The 21,341-nt window shown below is 73.1% G+C and carries 16 protein-coding genes; 2 read left to right on the top strand and 14 right to left on the bottom strand.

From position 1 onward, the window contains the following. Positions 1-80: 80 nt before the first annotated feature. The 11 genes from ACFY9V_RS06750 to ACFY9V_RS06700 form a co-directional block, all read right to left on the bottom strand. Entirely contained in the window at positions 81-971 is an 891-nt protein-coding gene (locus tag ACFY9V_RS06750) for a GNAT family N-acetyltransferase (RefSeq protein ID WP_391159838.1), read from the bottom strand. A gap of 448 nt (positions 972-1,419) precedes the next feature. Beyond that, positions 1,420-4,086 (bottom strand): pyruvate dehydrogenase (acetyl-transferring), homodimeric type, encoded by a 2,667-nt coding sequence (aceE, locus tag ACFY9V_RS06745; protein ID WP_391159835.1) that lies wholly within the window; start codon positions 4,084-4,086, stop codon positions 1,420-1,422. 227 nt (positions 4,087-4,313) lie between these two features. Beyond that, on the bottom strand, positions 4,314-4,952 hold the full coding sequence (locus tag ACFY9V_RS06740) for a GntR family transcriptional regulator (RefSeq protein ID WP_355334328.1): 639 nt from the start codon (positions 4,950-4,952) through the stop codon (positions 4,314-4,316). Positions 4,953-5,114: 162 nt separating this feature from the next. Further along, the gene (gene sucB / locus ACFY9V_RS06735; RefSeq protein ID WP_391159833.1) at positions 5,115-6,965 is read right to left on the bottom strand and encodes a 2-oxoglutarate dehydrogenase, E2 component, dihydrolipoamide succinyltransferase; all 1,851 of its coding nucleotides are present in this window, start codon (positions 6,963-6,965) and stop codon (positions 5,115-5,117) included. Positions 6,966-7,016: 51 nt separating this feature from the next. Continuing rightward, on the bottom strand, positions 7,017-8,405 hold the full coding sequence (gene lpdA, locus ACFY9V_RS06730) for a dihydrolipoyl dehydrogenase (RefSeq protein ID WP_355334324.1): 1,389 nt from the start codon (positions 8,403-8,405) through the stop codon (positions 7,017-7,019). A gap of 238 nt (positions 8,406-8,643) precedes the next feature. Further along, positions 8,644-10,149, bottom strand: a complete 1,506-nt coding sequence (locus ACFY9V_RS06725; protein WP_355334322.1) for a leucyl aminopeptidase — start codon at positions 10,147-10,149, stop codon at positions 8,644-8,646. 556 nt (positions 10,150-10,705) lie between these two features. Next, positions 10,706-11,500, bottom strand: a complete 795-nt coding sequence (locus ACFY9V_RS06720) for an adenosylcobinamide-GDP ribazoletransferase (RefSeq protein WP_355334719.1) — start codon at positions 11,498-11,500, stop codon at positions 10,706-10,708. An 87-nt stretch (positions 11,501-11,587) separates the two neighbouring features. Beyond that, positions 11,588-12,319 (bottom strand): hypothetical protein, encoded by a 732-nt coding sequence (locus ACFY9V_RS06715; protein WP_355334320.1) that lies wholly within the window; start codon positions 12,317-12,319, stop codon positions 11,588-11,590. Between the two features lie 46 nt (positions 12,320-12,365). Then, positions 12,366-14,120 carry a phosphatidylglycerol lysyltransferase domain-containing protein gene (locus ACFY9V_RS06710; RefSeq protein ID WP_355334317.1) on the bottom strand — a complete coding sequence of 585 codons (1,755 nt, stop codon included), beginning with the start codon at positions 14,118-14,120 and terminating at the stop codon, positions 12,366-12,368. Between the two features lie 91 nt (positions 14,121-14,211). Then, complete coding sequence (cobT, locus tag ACFY9V_RS06705; protein ID WP_391159830.1) at positions 14,212-15,393, bottom strand: nicotinate-nucleotide--dimethylbenzimidazole phosphoribosyltransferase; 1,182 nt, start codon at positions 15,391-15,393, stop codon at positions 14,212-14,214. 241 nt (positions 15,394-15,634) lie between these two features. Continuing rightward, a complete protein-coding gene (locus tag ACFY9V_RS06700) occupies positions 15,635-16,819 on the bottom strand; it encodes a bifunctional adenosylcobinamide kinase/adenosylcobinamide-phosphate guanylyltransferase (RefSeq protein ID WP_391159828.1) in 1,185 nt (394 codons plus the stop codon). Positions 16,820-17,007: 188 nt separating this feature from the next. Between ACFY9V_RS06700 and ACFY9V_RS06695 the strand changes: the two genes are divergently transcribed. Beyond that, a complete protein-coding gene (locus ACFY9V_RS06695) occupies positions 17,008-17,217 on the top strand; it encodes a hypothetical protein (protein ID WP_355334309.1) in 210 nt (69 codons plus the stop codon). Positions 17,218-17,295: 78 nt separating this feature from the next. Here ACFY9V_RS06695 and ACFY9V_RS06690 read toward each other — a convergent pair whose 3' ends face one another. From ACFY9V_RS06690 to ACFY9V_RS06680, 3 genes are all read right to left on the bottom strand, one after another. Beyond that, positions 17,296-18,387 (bottom strand): trypsin-like peptidase domain-containing protein, encoded by a 1,092-nt coding sequence (locus ACFY9V_RS06690; protein ID WP_391159826.1) that lies wholly within the window; start codon positions 18,385-18,387, stop codon positions 17,296-17,298. A 217-nt stretch (positions 18,388-18,604) separates the two neighbouring features. Continuing rightward, positions 18,605-19,384 (bottom strand): methyltransferase domain-containing protein, encoded by a 780-nt coding sequence (locus ACFY9V_RS06685; protein ID WP_391044264.1) that lies wholly within the window; start codon positions 19,382-19,384, stop codon positions 18,605-18,607. Between the two features lie 238 nt (positions 19,385-19,622). Beyond that, complete coding sequence (locus tag ACFY9V_RS06680) at positions 19,623-20,204, bottom strand: DUF3043 domain-containing protein (RefSeq protein ID WP_355334304.1); 582 nt, start codon at positions 20,202-20,204, stop codon at positions 19,623-19,625. Positions 20,205-20,409: 205 nt separating this feature from the next. On the opposite strand from ACFY9V_RS06680, the gene ACFY9V_RS06675 reads away from it, so the two are divergent. Then, entirely contained in the window at positions 20,410-21,201 is a 792-nt protein-coding gene (locus ACFY9V_RS06675; RefSeq protein ID WP_355334301.1) for a PspA/IM30 family protein, read from the top strand. Positions 21,202-21,341: the final 140 nt, after the last annotated feature.

Here is a 21,341-nt window from a genome sequence, read left to right as displayed (position 1 = left end):
CGGAGTGCCCCGGATGCGCCCGTGTCGTTACGGACTCCATCCGTGCGGGGTGGGTCGCCCACTGTACGAGGTCCGGGGGGTCAGCGCCGACCGAGGGTGAGCTGGTACTCGACCGTGCGGCGCAGCGGCCGGAAGCCGAGCGCCGTGTTGAGGGCCAGCATGTGGCGGTTGTCGTCGGCGTTGTCCGTCTGCACGGCGGTGAGCTGCGGGAATTCCTCCCGTACCCGGCGCAGCATCTCGGCCTTCACCCACAGCCCGAGGCCGTGGCCGCGGTGCGCGGGGAGGACGGCCGTGTCGTACTGCTGGGCGGTGCCCGCGCCCTCCGCCGGGATCACCAGCTCGGTGTAACCGGCGACGGAGCCGTCGAGCGCGTCCACCGCGGCGACCGTCAGCAGTTGCTCGCCGCGCCGGGCGATCACCTCGGCGGCCTCGCGGACCGCGGCCACGTCCCAGCGCACCTCGCCGAAGTCCATTGCGCCGGTCGGCATGTCGTCCATGGCGCGCCGGGCGTCCGCGAAGCTCTCGGCGAGCGCGTCGGGGACGACCCCGTCCCAGGACGTCAGCCGGTAACCGGGGTGCGGGACGTCGGGGAGCTTGTGGATACGGTCGGGTACGTCGTCGAGCGCGAGCCGCTGCCAGGTCAGCCGCAGGACCGGATGGAAGTCGCGGGTGGCCAGAAATCCCTCGTGCGGGGTACCCGCCATGACCTCGGTGACCACGCTGCGGCAGCCCGCCTCGGCCGCGGCCTCGGTCACCGTGGACAGCAGCCGCGAGCCGGTGCCCAGCCGCCGGTAGGCGGGGTGGACGGTCATCCTGACCTCGGCGAGGTGGCTGCGCCCCGGTTCGCTGAACAGCCGCAGGGTCGCGGTGGCCACCGGCTCCTCGTTTGCGTTGCGCACCAGCCACAGCAGCAGCCTGCTGCGGTTCCCCGTCGTCGTCAGCTTCGCCTGGAGGGCGGTGGCGGACAGCACGGGCTCACCTGGCCGGTCGTGTGCGAGAGCGGCCGACTGCACCCGGTGCCAGGCGCGGAAATCCTCGGCGGTCGGAGCCGTCAGAGGGCTGGGATTTGGTGGCATCCGAGGGAACGTAGCCGGTAGCTGTATGCGCCCGCAATCTCTTTCCGGCCAGGACGGGAGCGAGCGATAGCCGATTCACGCACCTCTCGCGTTCCACCGGGCCGCACCCGTACCGCCGCACATCCCGTACGGTACGGGCCGCGTGCGGTTTCGCGGGCTCTGCGGAGGGCCGCCGCGGCCGGTGGCACGGGGTGACTCGCGGGTGGCCGGAAACGTCTGCTGAAACCTATGAATATTCTCTGAGGCGGATACGGCCGCGCGGGGTGCGAAGGTCCGCGCGCGGCCGTACCAGGGCTGTTCGGGGCGCGGACGGGACGCGTACCGCGCCCGTCCGCCATCGGCCTTACAGGCCGTACCGCTCGGCGGCCTCCTTGACCGTCTCGGGCTTGATGTCGCCGCGCCGGGCGAGCGCGGCGAGCGCCGCGACCACCAGGGACCGCGGGTCCACCCCGAAGTGGCGGCGGGCCGCGTCGCGGGTGTCGGACAGGCCGAAGCCGTCCGTGCCCACCGACGTCCAGTCCTGCTCCACCCACTGCGCGATCTGGTCGGGCACCGCCCGCATCCAGTCGCTGACCGCGACCACGGGACCCGGCGCGCCTTCCAGCGCCCGCGTCACGTACGGCACCCGCTCCTCGCCGCGCAGCCGGGCCGCGTCGCACTCCAGCGCCTCGCGCCGCAGCTCGGTCCAGGACGGCGCGGACCACACGTCGGCGGCCACACCCCACTCCTGCGCCAGCATCCGCTGCGCGTCCAGCGCCCAGTGGATCGCGGTGCCGGACGCCAGCAGTTGCAGCCTGGCCGCGTCCGCCGCCGGGTCCTGCGCCTGCTGGAAGCGGTAGAGGCCCTTGAGGATGCCGTCCTCGACGCCCTCGGGCATCGCGGGCTGCACCTTCGGCTCGTTGTAGACCGTCAGGTAGTAGAAGACGTCCTCGGCGTCCGGCCCGTACATCCGCCGCAGACCCTCGCGGACGATCACCGCGACCTCGTACGCGAACGCCGGGTCGTACGAGAGCGCCGCCGGGTTGGTGGAGGCGATCAAGTGCGAGTGGCCGTCGGCGTGTTGCAGGCCCTCGCCGGTCATCGTGGTCTTGCCCGCGGTGGCGCCGATCACGAAGCCGCGGCCGAGCTGGTCGGCCAGCGCCCAGAACTGGTCGGCGGTCCGCTGCCAGCCGAACATCGAGTAGAAGATGTAGAACGGGATCATCGGCTCGCCGTGCGTCGCGTACGCGGTCGCGGCGGCCGTGAAGTCGGCGAGCGAACCGGCCTCGGTGATCCCCTCGTTGAGGATCTGACCGTCCTTCGCCTCCTTGTAGTACAGGAGTTGGTCGCGGTCGACCGGGTCGTACGTCTGCCCCTTCGGCGAGTACAGACCCGCGGAGGGGAACAGCGACTCCATGCCGAAGGTGCGGGCCTCGTCGGGGACGATCGGCACCCAGCGGCGGCCGGTCTCCTTCTCCCGCATCAGGTCCTTGACCAGCCGCACGAACGCCATCGTGGTGGCGATCTCCTGCGTGCCCGAACCCTTCTCCAACGCCTTGTACGCCTTGTCCGGCGGCAGCGGCAGCGGTTTGGCGACCACCTTGCGGGCCGGGGCGAGACCGCCGAGCGCCGCCCGCCGCTCGCGCAGGTACCGCACCTCGGGCGAGTTCTCGCCGGGGTGCCAGTACGGGACCACGTCCGCGTCCAGCGCGCTGTCCGGGATCGGCAGCTCCAACAGGTCGCGCATCGTACGGAACTGAGCGCCCGTCAGCTTCTTCATCTGGTGGTTGGCGTTGCGCGACTCGAAGCCCGCGCCCAGCGTCCAGCCCTTGACGGTCTGCGCCAGGATCACCGTCGGCGCGCCCTTGTGCTCGACGGCCGCGCGGTAGGCCGCGTAGACCTTGCGCGGCTCGTGCCCCGCGCGCGAGCTCTGGAAAAGCTCGGTCAGCTTGGCGTCGGTCAGCCGGGCGCCGATGGTGCGCAGCGAGGGGTCCGCGCCGAAGAAGTGCTCGCGCAGATAGGCCGCGTCGCGCGTGGCGTACGTCTGGAACTGCGCGTCCGGGACCTCGCGCAGCCGCTTGAGCAGCGCGCCGTCCACGTCCTGGGCGAGCACGTCGTCCCAGGCCGCGCCCCACAGCGACTTGACCACGTTCCAGCCCGCCGCGCGGAACTGGGACTCCAGCTCCTGCACGATCTTGAAGTTGGGGCGGACCGGGCCGTCGAGCCGCTGGAGATTGCAGTTGATGACGAAGGTGAGGTTGTCCAGGCCCTCGCGGCCGGCCAGCGCCAGGGCGGCGGTCGACTCGGGCTCGTCCATCTCGCCGTCACCGAGGAACGCCCACACGTGGGAGTCCGAGGTGTCCTTGATGCCGCGGTGCTCCAGATAGCGGTTGAACCGCGCCTGGTAGATCGCCGACAGCGGGCCGAGGCCCATCGAGACGGTGGGGAACTCCCACAGCCAGGGCAGCCGCCGCGGGTGCGGGTACGAGGGCAGGCCGTCGCCGTTCGCCTCCTGGCGGAAGCGGTCGAGCTGGCCCTCGGTCAGCCGCCCGTCGAGGAACGCGCGGGCGTAGATGCCGGGGGAGGCGTGGCCTTGGAGATAGAGCTGGTCCCCGCTGCCCGCGCCCTCCTTGCCCCTGAAGAAGTGCTGGAAGCCGGTCTCGTAGAGCCAGGCCGCCGAGGCGAAGGTCGCGATGTGGCCGCCGAGGCCCAGGCGGCTGCCGCGGGTGACCATGGCCGCCGCGTTCCACCGGTTCCACGCGGTGATCCGCGCCTCCAGTGCCTCGTCGCCCGGGTAGGCGGGCTCGGCGGAGGTCGGGATCGTGTTGATGTACTCGGTTTCGAGCAGCGACGGAAGCCCGACGCCCGCCCCGGCGCTTTCCAGGGTGCGACGCATCAGATACGCGGCCCGGTGCGGACCGGCCGCCTTGGCGACCGCCTCCAGCGACGCGAGCCACTCCGAGGTCTCTTCCGGGTCGCGGTCCGGGATCTGGTCGAGCTGGCCCCGCGGGGGGCGTACGTCGTCGGGCATGGGTGCCGCCTTCGAACGGAGGTTGGGGGTGGGGAATGCGCTTGTCGGCACGACAGGGCTGTTCCCCACCGACGACGATACGCCGACGATCGATGATCGATCAATGGCTTCCGGGCCAGTAATTCCAAGACGGCACGGGGTGCCAGACCTTAAGGCACGGGGTGCCTCGGCCTTGTGGCCTTGCATGTCACGGAAACCGCCGGCCGCCGGGGCCGCGGGGGATGTCGTCAGACCTGGGGAGCGCAGCTCAGGACGTGGGACTTGATGAGACCGCAGATGTCCGGGTCACGGCGTACGAAGGCGTCGACTATGTCCTGGTGCTCGGCCGCGTACGGGCGGGGCTCCGGGCTCAGCCAGCGGATGGACAGCGTCGTCCAGACCTCGATGCCCAGCGACTCCCAGGCGTGCAGCAATACGGCGTTGTCGGCCGCGCGCACCAGCTCGTGGTGGAAGGCGACGGTGTGCCTGACCTGGGCCTCGCTGTCCAGGGCGGCGTCGGCGTCGCGCAGGGCGGCCACCTCGCGCTCGAGGGCGGCGGGGTCGGCGGCGAGCCGGGCCGCGGCCAGTTCCGCGGCGACCTGTTCGAGCCCGGCGCGCACCGGATAGCTCTCCTTGAGGTCGGCGGCGGTCAGGCTCCGTACGCGTACGCCCTTGTTCGGCGCGGACTCGATCAGCCGCAGCGTCTCCAGCTCCCGCAGCGCCTCCCGCACCGGCGTCTGGCTGACCTGGAGCTCCACCGCGATCCGGCGCTCCACGATCCGCTCGCCCGGCTTCCAGCGCCCGCTCACGATGCCTTCGAGGATGTGCTCCCGGATCTGCTCACGCAGGCTGTGGACGACCAGGTGCTGGACGACGGCAGGGGCCATGGGGCGCTCCTTCACGGTTTGCGTGACATAGACGATACGACCAGGAAGCGGCGCTGCCTCCCCGCAGGCCGCTGCGGGGGCCCGCCGGGACGCGAAAGAGCCCCCGTCCCGGAAGAGGGACGGGGGCTCCGTCATACACGCCGTACAGGCCCGTGTGCGGCCTTACAGGCCCAGCTCGACCTCGAACTCGCCCGCTTCGAGGATCTCCTTGACCGCCGTCAGGTAACGGGCGGCGTCCGCGCCGTCCACCAGCCGGTGGTCGTAGGAGAGCGCCAGGTACGTCATGTCCCGGACACCGATGACCGTGCCGTCGGGGGTCTCGACGACCACCGGGCGCTTGACGGTCGCGCCGACACCGAGGATGGCGGCCTGGTTCGGCGGCACGATGACCGTGTCGAACAGCGCGCCGCGCGAACCGGTGTTGCTGATCGTGAAGGTCGCGCCCGCCAGGTCGTCCGGGGTGATCTTGCTGGCCCGCACGTTGCCCGCGAGCTCCGCGGTCTTCTTGGCGATACCGGCGATGTTGAGGTCGCCCGCACCCTTGATGACCGGGGTCATCAGACCGCGCTCGGAGTCCACCGCGATCCCGATGTTCTCGGAGTCGAAGTAGGTGATCGTGCCCTCGTCCTCGTTGATCCGGGCGTTGATGACCGGGTGGGCCTTCAGCGCCTGGGCCGCCGCCTTGACGAAGAACGGCATCGGGGACAGCTTCACGCCCTCACGGGCCGCGAAGGCGTCCTTCGCCGCGTTGCGCAGCCGCATCACGCGGGTCAGGTCCACCTCGACGACGCTGGTGAGCTGCGCCTGCGAGTGCAGGGCCTTCATCATGTTGTCGCCGATGACCTTGCGCATCCGGGTCATCTTGACCGTCTGGCCGCGCAGCGGCGACACCGAGGGCGCCGCCTTCTGGGCCGCGGCGGGCGCCGGCTTCGACGCGGCGGCCTTGGCGGCCTCCGCGGCGGAGATGACGTCCTGCTTGCGGATGCGGCCGCCGACGCCGGTGCCGCGCACCGAGCCGAGGTCCACGCCGCTCTCCGAGGCGAGCTTGCGGACCAGCGGGGTGACGTAGGCGCCGTCGTCACCGCTGGTGGCGACGGGAGCCGGGGCGGCCGGGGCCACCGGAGCGGGCGCCGGTGCCGGAGCGGCGGGCGCGGGCGCGGCGGGCGCGGGAGCCGGAGCGGCGGCGACAGGCGCGGGGGCCGGTGCCGGTGCCGGAGCGGCCGGTGCGGGAGCCGGTGCGGGAGCCGGTGCGGCGGGGGCGGGAGCCGCGGGGGCCGGAGCCGGAGTCGGGGCGGGTGCCTCGGCGGGAGCCGGGGCCGCGGGCGCGGGTGCCGCGGCCGGGGCGGCACCAGCGGCGCCGACCACGGCCAGCTTCGCGCCGACCTCCGCGGTCTCGTCCTCCTGGACCAGGATCTCCAGCAGGGTGCCCGCCACCGGCGACGGGATCTCGGTGTCGACCTTGTCGGTCGAGACCTCCAGCAGCGGCTCGTCGGCCTCGACGCTCTCGCCGACGGCCTTCAGCCAACGGGTCACGGTGCCCTCGGTGACGGACTCACCGAGCGCGGGCAGGACGACGTCGGTACCGCTCGCGCCGCCGCCACCGCTGGCCGCCTCGGCGGTCGGGGCGGGCGCGGGCGCCGCCTGCTCGGTGGACGGAGCCGCCTGAGCGGGCTCGGGAGCCGCAGGTGCCTGGGCGGGCTCGGGAGCCGCGGGCGCCTGGGCGGGCTCGGGCTCGGCCGCGGCAGCCGGGGCAGCCGCGGGCGCGCCGCCGCCGCTGCCGTCGTCGATGACGGCCAGCTCGGCGCCGACCTCGACCGTCTCGTCCTCGGCGACCTTGATGGACGCGAGCACGCCGGACGCGGGGGAGGGGATCTCGGTGTCGACCTTGTCGGTCGAGACCTCGAGCAGCGGCTCGTCGGCCTCGACGCGCTCGCCCTCGGCCTTCAGCCAGCGGGTGACAGTGCCCTCGGTCACGCTCTCGCCGAGCGCCGGCAGGGTTACGGAAACCGCCATGGTTGCGGTTACTCCTAACGATCTGTGCGGATGGGGTGGCGTGGAGGAGGGTCAGTCGTGCGAGTGCAGCGGCTTGCCCGCGAGGGCCAGGTGGGCCTCGCCGAGCGCCTCGCTCTGGGTCGGGTGCGCGTGGATGAGCTGCGCGACCTCGGCGGGCAGCGCCTCCCAGTTGTAGATGAGCTGGGCCTCGCCCACCTGCTCACCCATCCGGTCACCGACCATGTGGACGCCGACGACGGCGCCGTCGCGCACCTGGACGAGCTTGACCTCGCCGGACGTCTTGAGGATCTTGCTCTTGCCGTTGCCCGCCAGGTTGTACTTCAGCGTGACGACCTTGTCCGCGCCGTACAGCTCCTTGGCCTTCGCCTCGGTGATGCCGACGGAGGCGACCTCCGGGTGGCAGTACGTGACGCGCGGGACACCGTCGTAGTCGATCGGCACGGTCTTGAGACCGGCCAGCCGCTCCGCCACGAGGATGCCCTCGGCGAAGCCGACGTGCGCGAGCTGGAGCGTCGGGACCAGGTCGCCGACGGCCGAGATCGTCGGCACGTTGGTGCGCATGTACTCGTCGACCAGGACATAGCCGCGGTCCATCGCGACGCCCTGCTCCTCGTACCCCAGGCCCTGCGAGACCGGGCCGCGGCCGATGGCGACCAGCAGCACCTCGGCCTCGAAGGTCTTGCCGTCCGCCAGGGTGACCTTGACACCGCTGTCGGTGTACTCGGCGCTCTGGAAGAAGGTGCCCAGGTTGAACTTGATGCCGCGCTTGCGGAAGGCGCGCTCCAGCAGCTTGGAGCTGTTCTCCTCCTCGACCGGCACCAGGTGCGGCAGACCCTCGACGATGGTCACGTCGGTGCCGAAGGACTTCCACGCCGAGGCGAACTCGACGCCGATCACGCCGCCGCCCAGGATGATCGCCGACTGCGGCACCCGGTCCAGGACCAGCGCGTGGTCGGAGGAGATGATCCGGTCGCCGTCGATGGTCAGGCCCGGCAGCGACTTCGGTACGGAACCGGTCGCGAGCAGGACGTGCCGGCCCTGGATCCGCTGGCCGTTCACATCCACCGAGGTGGGGGAGGACAGCTTCCCCTCGCCCTCGATGTATGTCACCTTGCGCGAGGCCACCAGGCCCTGGAGGCCCTTGTACAGGCCCGCGATCACGTCGTCCTTGTACTTGTGGACGGCCGCGATGTCGATGCCCTCGAAGGTGGCCTTCACGCCGAACTGCTCGCTCTCGCGAGCCTGGTCCGCGATCTCACCGGCGTGCAGCAGCGCCTTGGTGGGAATGCAGCCGTTGTGCAGACAGGTGCCCCCGAGCTTGTTCTTCTCGATCAGGGCGACGTCCAGTCCCAGTTGCGCGGCACGCAGCGCGGCTGCGTAGCCGCCACTGCCGCCGCCGAGGATCACTAGGTCGAAAACAGTGCTGGCGTCGTTCGCCACGTCACGTCCTCCATGCATGGGTTCGCCGGAGCCGGTCCACCATGACCGGGCGGCGGCTTTGGTTCGGCCGCTTTGTCTAAAAGGGGGCCCTGTCGTGCCGAACCACATCTTCGCACTTGTTCGCGGCGGACGGGTCATCGGCCTGTGGGGTGAGACCCGTCGAATACGGCCCCGGACGCGCCGTCCGGGGCCGTAAGTGACCTATCTCACCTGTTCGGAGCAGGGTGCGGCGCGGCGGTCAGAGGAGATCGCCGTCCGCGGCCTGGTGGGCCAGGCTGAGCAGGGTGCGGACCGCGGTGCCGGTGCCGCCCTTGGGGGTGTAGCCGAAGGGCGCGCCCTCGTGGAAGGCGGGGCCCGCGATGTCGAGGTGGGCCCAGGTGATGCCCTCGCCGACGAACTCCTTCAGGAACAGCCCCGCGATCAGGCCGCCGCCCGGCCGCACACCCATGTTGGCGATGTCGGCGGTGGGGGAGTCGAAGGTCTTGCGCAGTTCCTTGGGGAGCGGCATCGGCCAGGAGTCCTCGCCCGCGGCCAGCGCCGCGGTGTGGATCCGGGTACGGAAGCCGTCGTCGTTCGACATGATGCCGAACCGGCCCTCGCCCAGCGCCAGCACCATCGCGCCGGTCAGCGTCGCCACGTCGACGATCGCGTCCGGGGCCTCCTCGGAGGCGCGGGCCAGCGCGTCGGCCAGCACCAGACGGCCCTCGGCGTCGGTGTTCAGCACCTCCACCGTCGTGCCGCTGTACATCTTCAGCACGTCGCCGGGGCGCGTGGCGCCGCCGCCCGGCATGTTCTCGGCCAGCGCGAGCCAGCCGGTCACATTGACCTCGAGGCCGAGCTTCGCGGTCGCCACGACCGCGGCGAACACCGCGGCGGCGCCGCTCATGTCGCACTTCATCGTCTCGTTGTGCCCCGGCGGCTTCAGCGAGATGCCGCCCGAGTCGTACGTGATGCCCTTGCCGACGAAGGCGAGGGTACGGGTCGCCTTGGCGTGGGTGTACGCCACCCGGACCAGCCGGGGCGGCGTCGCCGAGCCCTGGCCGACGCCGAGGATGCCGCCGTAGCCGCCCTTGGCCAGCGCCTTCTCGTCCAGCACCTCGACCTTGAGGCCGTGCTCCTTGCCCGCGGCCTGTACGGCGGCGGCGAACGCCTTCGGGTTCAGGTCGTTGGGCGGGGTGTTGATCAGGTCGCGCGCCCGGTTCACCTCGGCGCCCACCGCGACGGCGCGGGCCGCCGCGGCCTTGTGCGCCTTGTCGCGCGGCTTGGCACCGGTCACGGCGACCTCGCCGAGCGTGCCCTTGCCGTTCTCGGCCTGGTACGTGGTGAACGCGTACGCGCCCAGCAGCGCGCCGGTGGCGACCGCTTCCAGGTCCGCCGGGTCGGCGGCGGGCAGCGCGAACGCCGCCTTCTTCGCGCCGCCGAGCGCGCGGGCGGCGACGCCCGCGGCCCTGCGCAGCGCCTCGGCGTCGAAGCCGGTGCCGTCCTCGGGGGTGTCGCCGAGGCCGACCGCGACCACCACCGCGGACTTCAGGCCCGCGGGTGCCGGGAGCTTGGTCACCTCGCCGTCCGCACCCGAGGCGCCCAGCGTCTCCAGTACGGCGGCCAGCTTTCCGTCGAACGCCTTGTCCACCGCCTCCGCCCCCGGTGCGACCTTGGGGCCCTTGGCCCCTTTGGTCACGCCCACGACGACGGCGTCCGCACGCAACGCTGCGGCGGAGGAGGTACTGAGTGTCAGAGCAGTCACGGTGGAGGGGGTCCTATTCGGTCGAGGTCCTGTGCTGCGGCCGGTTGGTTGGCCCGGCCCGGCCCCGGGCATCGTATTCCGCCACATCAGCGGGGCGGCACGCGCCCGTTGCCCAATCCCCGACCCTACGCCTGCGGCGCGCTCCCCCACCCACCCCTCTCCCGCCACTCCTCCCCGCCCCCCACCTGCCGCCGCGTGCGCGCGCTCACCCACGACGCTTCGGCAGGTCATGACCCGCCCCGGGGGGCAATCCGGTTGTTCCCGGATCACCCGCCGGTGTGGGCTGGTCGCGCAGTTCCTCGCGCCCCTGGTGGGGCGCGCTGTCTTTTGTCCGGGTGGCGGGCCGGTCTTTTCAGGGGCGCTGGGAACGCTGCCGCGGGTCACCACCCGCCTCGGCGTGGCAGTTCGGTTGTCGCCGGGCCACCGGCCGGTGGGGGCTGGTCGCGCAGTTCCTCGCGCCCCTGGTGGGGCGCACTGTCTTTTGTCCGGGCGGCGGGCCGGTCTTTTGAGGGGCGCGGGGAACGCTGCCGCGGGTCACCGCACGCCCCGGAGGGGGTCAGCGGAGGGCCAGGAGGAGGAGGGAGGTGGTGGTGGCGGTTTCGCAGAGGGCGCCGAAAACGTCGCCGGTGGTGCCGCCGAGGCGGCGGACGGCGTGGCGGAGGAGGAGTTCGGCGCAGAGGAGGGCGAGGGCGGCGGAGAGGCCGGCGCGGAGGGGGGTGAGGCCGCCGAAGGGGAGGCCGGCGGCGCAGGCGAGGGCGCAGCAGAGGACGCCGGCCGACCAGGCCCCCCGCAGGGACACGGCGGAGGCGACGGCGGCGCCGAGGCCGCCGGGCCGGGCGGCGCGTACACCCGTACGGCAGGCGAGCGTCATGGCGGCGCGGCCGAGGACGGCGGACAGCACGGCGGCGGTGCAGCCGTAACGCCAGCCGTGCGCGTAGCAGGAGGCGAGGGCGGCGGTCTGGGCGAGCAGGACCAGCACGAGGGTGAGGACGCCGAAGGGCCCGATGTCGGACTGCTTCATGACGCGCAGCGCCCCCTCGGCGGGCAGCCCGCTGCCGAGCCCGTCGGCGGTGTCGGCGAGCCCGTCCAGGTGCAGGCCGCGAGTGGCGACGGCGGGCACGGCGACCGCCCCGACGGCGGCGAGCAGCGGGCTCGCGCCGAGTGCGGTCAGGACGCCGCCGCCGAGCGCGGCGCCGAGACCGACGACGGCGCCGACCAGCGGCGCGGCCAGCATCCCGCCGCGCGCCGCCGCCCGGTCCCAGCGCGTCACCGTCACCGGCAGCACGCTGAGCGTGCCGAAGGCGAAGCGCAGGGCGTCGCCGACGGTCGCCCTGCCGCCGGGCTCGGGCAAGGGCTCGGGCAAGGGCCCGGACACGGCCTCGGGTTCGGGTTCGGTCACCGCGTGAGGCTATCGCGCCAGGTCAGCGTGGCCGCGGGCTCAGCGCACCAGGTCGGCGTGGTCGTCGCCGCCGGCCCCCGAGGGGCCGTCCCCGGAGGAATCGGTACGGCGCCGCCGCCGCGCCCACCAGGTCTCGACGGCGAAGAGCAGCAGGACGGCGATGATCGCGGTCAGGTGCTCGTAACCGGCGAGATTGGCGAGGGCGAGCACCTCGATGACCATGGACATGGCCACGGCCGCCGCCGTCCACCAGGCGTGGTACCGGCAGGCGACGTACACCCCGAGCGCGACGACCGCGGCGGAGGGCCCGGTGTCGCGGCCGATGAGTTCGACGACGGGCAGCCCGAGGAAGCCGTCGGGGCCGACCCAGTACGAGTAGCGGGCGAAGGTCGTGCCGGCCAGCGTCGTGTACAGCGCGATGGCCAGCGTCCGGCGCGCGCCCAGCGTCGTCTCGGCGATCCCGAAGACCACCACGACCTGGATGACAAGCCCCCAGATCGGCAGCGTCGGATCGGGGATGAACAGCGACAGGGGCGTGCGCAGCAGCGCCTTCCACCACGGCAGGGTGCAGTAGATGCCGCCGAGCCGGTCCACCCAGTCGCTCGGCCCCTGCGCGTGCTGGACGAGCTGGAGGCAGAGGATGCCCACGCAGGACCACAGCGTCAGCGGAATCGCCCGCAGCCCGCGCGCCCAGAGCCGGTCGCGTACGTCGTACGCCATCTGCCCCCACTCGGCGCGCGCGAACTCCCGCACCTTGTCGGACGCGCTCACCGCGCCTCCGCGGGGCCGGGCTCCCCGGCGGCCCGCGCGGGGCCCCTCACTTGGCGGTGAACCGTTCTCTGCGGCGCAGCGGCGACGGCATTCTGGGCGCTTCGAGGAAACCCTCGGCGCGGGCGCCCGCGATTCCGATCCGGGGCAGTTCGCTGGACTTGCCGAAGAGCAGATAGCGGGGCTCCCAGATCGGGCGGAATTTGGCGTTCGCCCGGTACAACGACTCGATCTGCCACCAGCGCGAGAAGAACGTCAGCAGCGACCGCCACACCCGCAGGACGGGCCCCGCGCCGAGCCGTGAGCCGCGCTCGAAGACCGACCGGAACATCGCGAAGTTCAGCGAGATCTGCTCCACGCCGACCTCGTCCGCCCGCTGGACGAGTTCGATCACCATGTACTCGATCAGCCCGTTGTCCGCGCCCCGGTCACGCCGCATCAGGTCCAGCGACAGCCCGCGCGGACCCCACGGCACCAGGCTCAGCAGCGCCCGGGGCACGCCGTCGCCGTCGTGGCACTCGACCATCACGCACTGCCCGTCGCCCGCGTCGCCCAGCCGCCCCAGCGCCATCGAGAAGCCGCGCTCGGTGCCGCCGTCCCGCCACCGGTCGGCCCGCTCCAGCAGCGCCGCCATCTCCGCGGCCGGGATGTCGGCGTGCCTGCGGATGCGTACGGTGCAGCCGGAGCGCGCGACCCGGTTGTACGCCTGCCGGACCGTCCGCATCGCGCGGCCCTCAAGGGTGAACTCGGCGGTGTCCACGATGGCTTCGTCGCCCAGCTCCAGCGCGTCCAGGCCGTGCCGGGCGTAGACCGTACCGGCCTCCTCGCTCGCGCCCATCACGGCGGGCACCCACGCGTGCCCCGCCGCCTCCGCCAGCCACGCTTCGATGGCGCCGGGCCATGCCTCGGGGTCGCCGATCGGGTCGCCGGACGCCAGCGAGACACCGCCCACCACCCGGTAGGCGATGGCCGACTTGCCGCTGGGCGACCAGATGACGCTCTTGTCGCGGCGCAGCGCGAAGTAGCCGAGCGAGTCGCGGTCGCCGTGCCGGTCGAGCAGGCCGCGCAGCCGCTCCTCGTCCGCCGGGCACAGCAGCGCCCGGCCGCGCGGCGAGCGGAAGGCGACGAAGAGCACGAGCAGGAAGAGCAGTGCGCTCATGGCGTTGATGACGACGTCCACCCAGCCGGGCGTGGAGATGGTCAGCGAGCCGCTGTCGTCCGGCACCAGGGACACCAGCCGCAGGACCGCGTAGCCGAGGCAGTCGCCGAAACCCGCGCCCTGGTCGTCGTTGGTGACCGTGACCAGCGCGGTGCCGAGCAGCGCGGCCAGCGGCAGACCGGCGGCGGCCACCAGGGCCGCGTCCCGCGGGTTGGCGGGGTCGCCCTTCGCCCGGAACTCGCCGCGGCCGACGAGCAGCGCCGCCAGGAAGGCGGCGGTGAGCGCCAGCGAGATCCAGTTCTGCGCGTGCCGGTGGATGTCGGGCCACACCATGCTGACCGACAGCGCGGCCAGGAACAGCCCGCACAGCACGAGGTTGAGGATCCACGCGGCGCGCTTGCGGCGGCGCATGGTGACGGCCAGGAAGAGGGCGAAGGCGCCGGAGGTGAAGCCCGCGCTCAGCAGGTACGGGGTGAAGTAGTCCTCGACGTTGTGGCGGCGGATGTCCTGGCCGAAGGAGACCCAGACGGCGCCGAGGAGATTCACGCACGCGACGGTGCGCAGGTAGCGGACGGCGAAGGTGGCCGCGCGTCCCGGACACGCGTGAGGGCGCGGCTGTGTGCTGGTGGTGCTGCCCGTTCCCATAGGAGGGGATTTTATGACGTAATGCCCGATTTAGGGTCGCGCCGGGCCGCTCGCACCTCGGCGGGGACGGTTCCGCCGAGGGGCTTTTCGGTTACGAGGCGGGGTCGGCTTCCGGCTGCGGCGCCGGCTCCGTCTCGGCCTTTGCCTGCGGTTCTGCCTCTTCGGGGTCCTTGGCTTCCTCGGCGTCCTCGGTGTCCTCGGCGTCCTTCTCCGGCTCCGGGTCCGGCTTCTCCGCCGGGTACGGGAGTTCGGCCGACAGCGCCGCCGCGGCCTGGAGGAGGGGGAGGGCCAGCAGGGAGCCGGCCGCGCCGCCGAGGTGCACGCCCTGGTCGAGCAGCGGTTCGAGGGAGATCCGGTCCAGCGCCTTCGCCTGGCCCGGCTCGCCGCTGGCGTGACCCGCCAGCCACCAGTCCGGCGCCCGGAAGGCGATCCGCTGGGCGACCAGCGCGCACGCGGCGCTGACGACTCCGTCGAGGACCACCGGGAGCTTGCGGACCGCCGCCTGGAGCAGGAAGCCGGTCATCGCGGCGAAGTCGGCGCCGCCGACCGCGGCCAGCAGCGCGAGCTGGTCGCCGAGGACCGGGCGGGCCCGGCGCAGCGCGTCACGGATCGCGGCGCACTTGCGCATCCACGCGAGGTCGTCGATGCCGGAGCCGCGGCCGGTCACGACGGAGGCGTCCGTGCCGCACAGCGCCGCGATCAGTACGGCGGCGGGCGTCGTGCCGCCGACGCTCAGGTCGCCGAGGAGTACGAGGTCCGTGCCGGAGTCCGCCTGCTCGTCCGCGACGGTCATGCCGACCCGGAACGCCTGCTCGGCCTCTTCCCGCGTCAGCGCGTCCTCGATGTCGATCCGGCCGGAGCCGCGGCGCACGCGGTGCGCCGTCACGTAGTCCGGCAGCTCGGACGGGTCGCAGTCCAGCGCCATGTCGATGACGTCGACGTGCGCGCCGTACTGGCGCGCCAGCACGCTGGCCGGTGCGGTGCCGTCCAGCACCGCCTTCACCAACTCGGTGGCCGTACCGGCCTTACGCGCCGACACCTCCAGCGAGGCCACGCCGTGGTCGGCCGCGAAGATCAGCGCACGCGGCGCCGCGATCGGCCCGGTCGGCACCTCGCCGCGCACCGCCGCCAGCCAGTCCGCCAGCTCGGCCGGTTTCCCCAGCCCTCCCGCCGGACGCACCAGCTTCTGCCAGCGCTCCTGCGAGTCGCGTCGAACCCCAGCGTCGGGCCGCTCCACGAGGGAGCCGAAGTCGTCCAAGTCGATGCCGCTCACCCGTGGAACCCTACCGGTCGCCTCGCCGGCGTGGCCTCACGGGTTCACCGCGCCGCTAGAAGGTCGGTTCGCCGTCCGCGCGAAGGACGGCCCGCCCCGTCAGGGGCGCGGGGAACTGCGCGGCCAGCCCCCACCGGCCGGTGGTCCGGGGACGACCGATCTGCCCCGCCGGGGCGGGTGGTGACGTGCGGGAGCGTTCCCCACGCCGCTAGAAGGTCGGTTCGCCGTCCGGGCGAAGGGGTCAGCGGAGGGGGAGGGGGAGGCCGGATACGAGGAGGAGGACGGATTCGGATTCGGCGGCGACGGCGGCGTTGAGACGGCCGAGCTCGTCGCGGAAGAGGCGGCCGGAGGGGTGGGAGGGGACGACGCCGGAGCCGACTTCGTTGGAGACGGCGACGACGGTGCGCGGGGTGCGGCGAAAGGCGGCGACGAGCTCGGCGGTACGGCCGCGGACCTCGTCGAGGGAAGCCCCCGGCGCCCAGGCGTCGGCCTTGTCGAGGACGGACGTGAGCCAGAGGCCGAGGCAGTCGATGAGCAGGGGCGGGCCGGGGGCGGTCAGCAGGGGGACGAGGTCGCAGGTCTCCTCGGTGCGCCACGAGGCGGGCCGGCGCTCGCGGTGGGCGGCCACCCGGCGGGCCCACTCGTCGTCGCCGTCGCGAGACCCCCCGGTGGCGACGTAGAGGACCCCGGGGAAACCGGCCAGCCGCCGCTCGGCCTCGGCGGACTTGCCCGAGCGGGCCCCGCCCAGCACGAGGGTCCGGCGCGGGATGTCCGGCACCTCCTGGTAGTCCCCGACGGTCAGCGTCGTACCGTCGGGGACCGCGCGGGCCCCGAGGGCCGCCAGCCGTCGGCCCAGCTCCGGCCGCGGCGGCGCCCCGTGGTCGAGGTGGACGGCGACCACGTCGGTGGTCGGCCCGACGGCGCCCGCGGCGCGCAGCCGGGCGAGGGCGTCCGGCCGTCCGACGGCGTCGAGCAGGACGAGGTCGTACGGCACCTGCCCGTCCGGCGTCCCGGCGGGCGCGCCGCCCGGCGGGAGGTAGAGCACGCGCAGCCCGTCGGGGGACTCGACGGCGTACCCGGTGCCGGGCGCGTCCATGGCGACGGCCTGCACATGGTGCCCGGTGATCAGCGCGAGCCGCTGCCCGTCGGGGACGCGGGTCGGGGCGGGCAGCCCCGGCGGGATCTCCACGGCCGGGCCGTCGTGCGGGTGCGAGAGCAGCACCAGGCGCAGCCCGCCGAGCGTGTGCCCGGCCCGCGCCGCGGCCAGCGCCACCCCGGGCGTCAGGTCGAGCAGCACCACACCGTCCACCAGAACGGCGGTCGCGCCGCGCGCGCCCGCGCCGACGGCGAGCGCGCACGCCGCGCAGGGGCAGTCGGGCAGCGGCAGCCCCTCGGGGCCGCCGGTGCCGAGCAGAGTCAGTTCCACGGGACGATCGTCTCGCGTCCTGCCGCGCCGAGCGCGCGGGGTCCGCCATGCGGAGACTCCCGATACGGCGAGGACTCCCGATACGCTGCGGTGCAGGCGGCACGCGCCCGGTGATCCCCGCAGCTCGCGGCGGCGGGAACGGGAGTGCGGGCGGCACGGTGGACCGACGGGACCGAGGAGAGACACACATGGCGTGGACGTGGCGGTTCGAGAAGGCCGACGGCACCGAGGTGCAGCCCGCGGTGCAGCCCGAGGAGTTCACCACACAGGGCGACGCGGAGTCCTGGGTGGGCGAGGTCTGGAAGGAACTGCTGGAAGGCGGCACCGACCAGGTCCACCTCTTCGACGGCGACACCAAGATCTACGGCCCGATGAGCCTGCACGGCGACGAGGACTGACCTCGGGGCCTGTCCGGAACGACGGCGGTGCCGCACCCGCGCACGGGGTGCGGCACCGCCGTCGTCATGCCGTACCGCTCACAGCGAGCCCAGCGTGACCTCCACGGTCTTCGCCGCCCCGTCCTGCTCGTAGCCGACCCGCACCTTGTCGCCCGGCTTGTACGAGGCCAGCGCCTCGGTCAGCGTCTGCGCCGTGGTGATCGGCGTCGAGCCCAGTTTGGTGATCACGTCGCCCGTCGTGAGCCCGGCCTTCTCGGCGGCGCCCCCTTTGGTCACCGAGACGATCGCGGCGCCCGCGGGCTGGAGCCCGTTGTCCACGACGCCGCGCACGGTGATGCCGAGCGCCGCCCGGCCGGAGTCCACGACCTTGCCGTCCTTGATGATCTGGCCGGCGATCCGGGTGACCGTCGAGGACGGGATCGCGAAGCCGATGCCGGGCGCCGAGCCGCTGCCGAGCTGCGGGTCGGTCGCGGCCAGCGTGGGGATGCCGATGACCTGGTTGGCGAGGTTCACCAGCGCGCCGCCGCTGTTGCCCGGATTGATGGACGCCGAGGTCTGCACCATGTCGGGGATGGTCGCGCCGGTCCCGCCGCCCGTGGCGCCCTCGCTGACCGTGCGGCCGGTCGCCGACACGATGCCCTCGGTGACGCTGCTCGACAGCCCCAGCGGATTGCCCATCGCCAGCACGATCTGGCCGACCGCCACCTTCGAGGAGTCCGCGAAGCTCGCCGGGTGCAGACCGCTCGGCGGCGACGACAGCCTGATCACGGCCAGGTCCTCGGCCGGGTAGGTCGCCACCAGGGTCGCGGCCAGCGCCTTGCCGCCGGTGGCCAGATTGACCTGGAAGCTCTTCGCGGTGCCGACCACATGGGCGTTCGTGACGATGTCGCCCTTGTCGTCGTAGACGACCCCGGAGCCGAGGTCGGAGTTCGTCGTGATCTGCACGACCGACGGCAGCACGTTCTTCACGGTGTTCTCGTACGACGTCTGGAGGTCGTTGCTCCCCGACGAGGACGTGTCAGCCGCGGGCGCCACCGTGGCGGGGGCCGACCTCGCCGCCGAGCCGGAGTCGGAGCTGCAACCGGAGGCCAACATCGCCGTCGCGCAGACGGCGGCGGCGCCGGGCAGCAGGAACCGGGTGCGGTGCCAAGGGGTACGCGATCCACTCATGCCTGAATTGTCACGTTTGAAGCTGCCCTTGACCCGGCCCGCACGGCCAAACGGGTCTCGCCTCCGCCGGGACACCGTCCTCCGCCCGGGCCTCCCCGCGGGACCTCACTCGGGCCCCCACCCGGGACCTCACTCGGACCTCCCCGCGGCCATAACGCGGATCTCCGTACGGGCCTCCACGCGGACCTCCGTGCGGACAACCTTCACGCAGGCGCGGTCAGCAGCGCACGCCGCACAGGTGCAGCAGCGCGGCCACCGCGCGGTACGGATCGGTCCGCCCGGCGGCCTCCTCCGCGTCGAGCAGTTGGGCCAGCTCGTGCGGGTCCTGCGGAGGGCGCGCGCCGTCCGGCGCGGTGTCGGTGAAGACCCGCACCCCGTACCACTCCTGGAGGGGCACACCGATCCCGGCGAGCGTCGCCGTGAGGCGTTCGCGCCGGTCGGCGCGGGTGGTCAGGCCGAGCCGGTTGGTGTAGCCGGTGGCGCCGACCGCGCCCAGGGCGCCCGACCAGTCGCCGAGCAGCCCCGGCCGCATGGCCAGCGCGTCGCCGTTCCGCACGAGCAGCGAGAGCAGGCCGCCGGGGGCCAGCACCCTGGCGAGCGCGGCGAGCAGCGGCTCGGGGTCGGGCACGTACATGAGCACGCCGTGGCAGAGCACGACGTCGAAGCAGGCGGGCCCGAAGTGGCGGCCGGTCTGGCGGCCGTCGCCGCGCAGCAGCGCCATCCGGTCGCGTACGTCCTGCGGCTCGGCGGCGACCGCGGCCCGCAGGGCGGTGAGCATCGCCGGGTCGGACTCCAGACCGGTCACGATGTGGCCCGCGCGGGCCAGCCGCAGCGCCTGGGTGCCCTGGCCGGGGCCGATGTCCAGCACGCGCAGCGACCGCTGGTGCCGGGCGTGGGCGCCGCCGCTGGGCGGGAAGTGCGCGGTGAGGCGCTCGTCGAGCTGGCGCGAGACCAGCTCCTGCCTGACGGTGTTGCGCAGGCCGTCGAGCCCGGCCAGCCAGTTGCCCGCGCCGCCGGAGAAGCCGCCCGCGCCGGGCGGCTCCGCGGCGGGAGCCGGGGGCGGGACGGGCACGCCGGCGGCCGGAGTCCCGAAGCCGTACGCGCCGGCCGGATACGCCGACCCGTACGGCGTCACCGCGCCGAAGGACCCGGCGGACGGGTCGTCCCCGCCCGGAGCGGGCGCACCGAAACCGGCGGCGTCGGCCGCCCTCGCGTCGTTCAGGATCCGCCGCCGTTCAGAGCTGGTCGCCGCGCTGCACCTGCGGCTTGGGCAGCCGCAGACGGCGCATCTGGAGGGTGCGCATCAGCCCGTAGGCGACGGCGCCCTTGTGGCTCTTGTCGGGGAGCCGCTTGCGCAACTGCTGGCGCAGCCGGAACGCGGTGACGAACGAGTCGACCACGATCGCCACGATCACGACCAGCCACAGCAGCAGCGACAGGCTCTGGAGGGAGCCGATGATGCTCATCACGAGGATCAGGACCGCGACCGGCAGGAAGAACTCGGCCACCCGGAACCGCGAGTCGACGTAGTCGCGGGTGAACTTGCGCACCGGCCCCTTGTCCCTGACCGGCAGATACCGCTCGTCGCCACCGGCCAGCGCCTGGCGCTGCTTGGCCATCTCGGTGCGGCGGGCGTCGCGGGCCTGCCGCGTGGCCGCCTTGCGGTCGGTCGGCGCGGTGACGGCCTTGCGGCGCTGGCTCTGGGCCTCACTGCGCTTCGGAGTGGGGCGACCCTTGGGAGCCTGCGGGTCACGTACCTGGTCCTCGATCACCGCGGTGGTCGAGACCTGCTCATCTTCGGAACGACGTCGGAACACACCTCCAGGTTACGTGGTTCCCGGGCCCGGCCCCAGCCCCTCACCTACTCCTTGGGCCTGAGGTCACCGAACCGTGATCGTCCCTACGGATGACCGCATCCGCACCCGAACAGTGCGGTAATGGAACCAGGGCCCGTAGGCTGGGGTCTGTAGAGGTGCTGAGGCATGCTGGAGCAGTTGCCGGAGAAGGGGGCGCGCGAGGCCCATGAGCGGTGTCATGAAGCGGATGGGACTGATTTTCCGCGCGAAGGCCAACAAGGCCCTGGACAGGGCCGAGGACCCGCGCGAGACGCTCGACTACTCGTACCAGAAGCAGCTCGAACTGCTGCAGAAGGTACGGCGGGGCGTGGCGGACGTCGCCACCTCCCGTAAGCGGCTCGAATTGCAGCTCACGGAGTTGCAGAAGAAGTCGTCGACCTACGAGGACCAGGGGCGCAAGGCGCTGGCGCTGGGCCGTGAGGACCTGGCCCGCGAGGCGCTGTCGCGCCGGGCCGCCCTCCAGCAGCAGGTCGCCGACCTGGAGACGCAGCACACCACGCTCCAGGGCGAGGAGGAGAAGCTCACGCTCGCCTCCCAGCGGCTCCAGGCCAAGGTGGACGCCTTCCGCACGAAGAAGGAGACCATCAAGGCCACGTACACCGCGGCCCAGGCGCAGACCCAGATCGGCGAGGCGTTCTCCGGCATCTCCGAGGAGATGGGCGACGTCGGCATGGCGATCCAGCGTGCCGAGGACAAGACCGAGCAGCTCAGGGCCCGCGCGGGCGCTCTCGACGAGCTGCTGGCCTCGGGCGCCCTCGACGACCCGAGCGGTCTGGCCAAGGACGACATCCAGTCCGAGCTCGACCGTCTCTCCGGCGGCAGCGACGTCGAGCTGGAGCTCCAGCGGATGAAGGCCGAGCTGGCCGGCGGCAGCGCGCCGCAGGCGATCGAGGGCGGGCAGGGCGGTCAGGCCGCCAAGCCCGAACCGCAGGACACCCCGCGGTTCGACAAGCAGTAGGTCTCACCGGCAGGAGGTCATGACCGGCGGTAGGTCGTGACCAGCGGTGGATGTGGACTGCGGTGGACGTGGACAGGGACGCGCGCCGCAGGGGTACGCAGGACAGGCAGGCTCGGCCGCCGGGCGGCACGTCAGCAGGG

This window comes from Streptomyces sp. NPDC008317, from assembly GCF_042955955.1.
Taxonomy (GTDB): Bacteria; Actinomycetota; Actinomycetes; order Streptomycetales; family Streptomycetaceae; genus Actinacidiphila.
The sequence above is the reverse complement of the archived record's forward strand: the minus strand, read 5'-3'. Positions and strand labels throughout refer to the sequence as shown.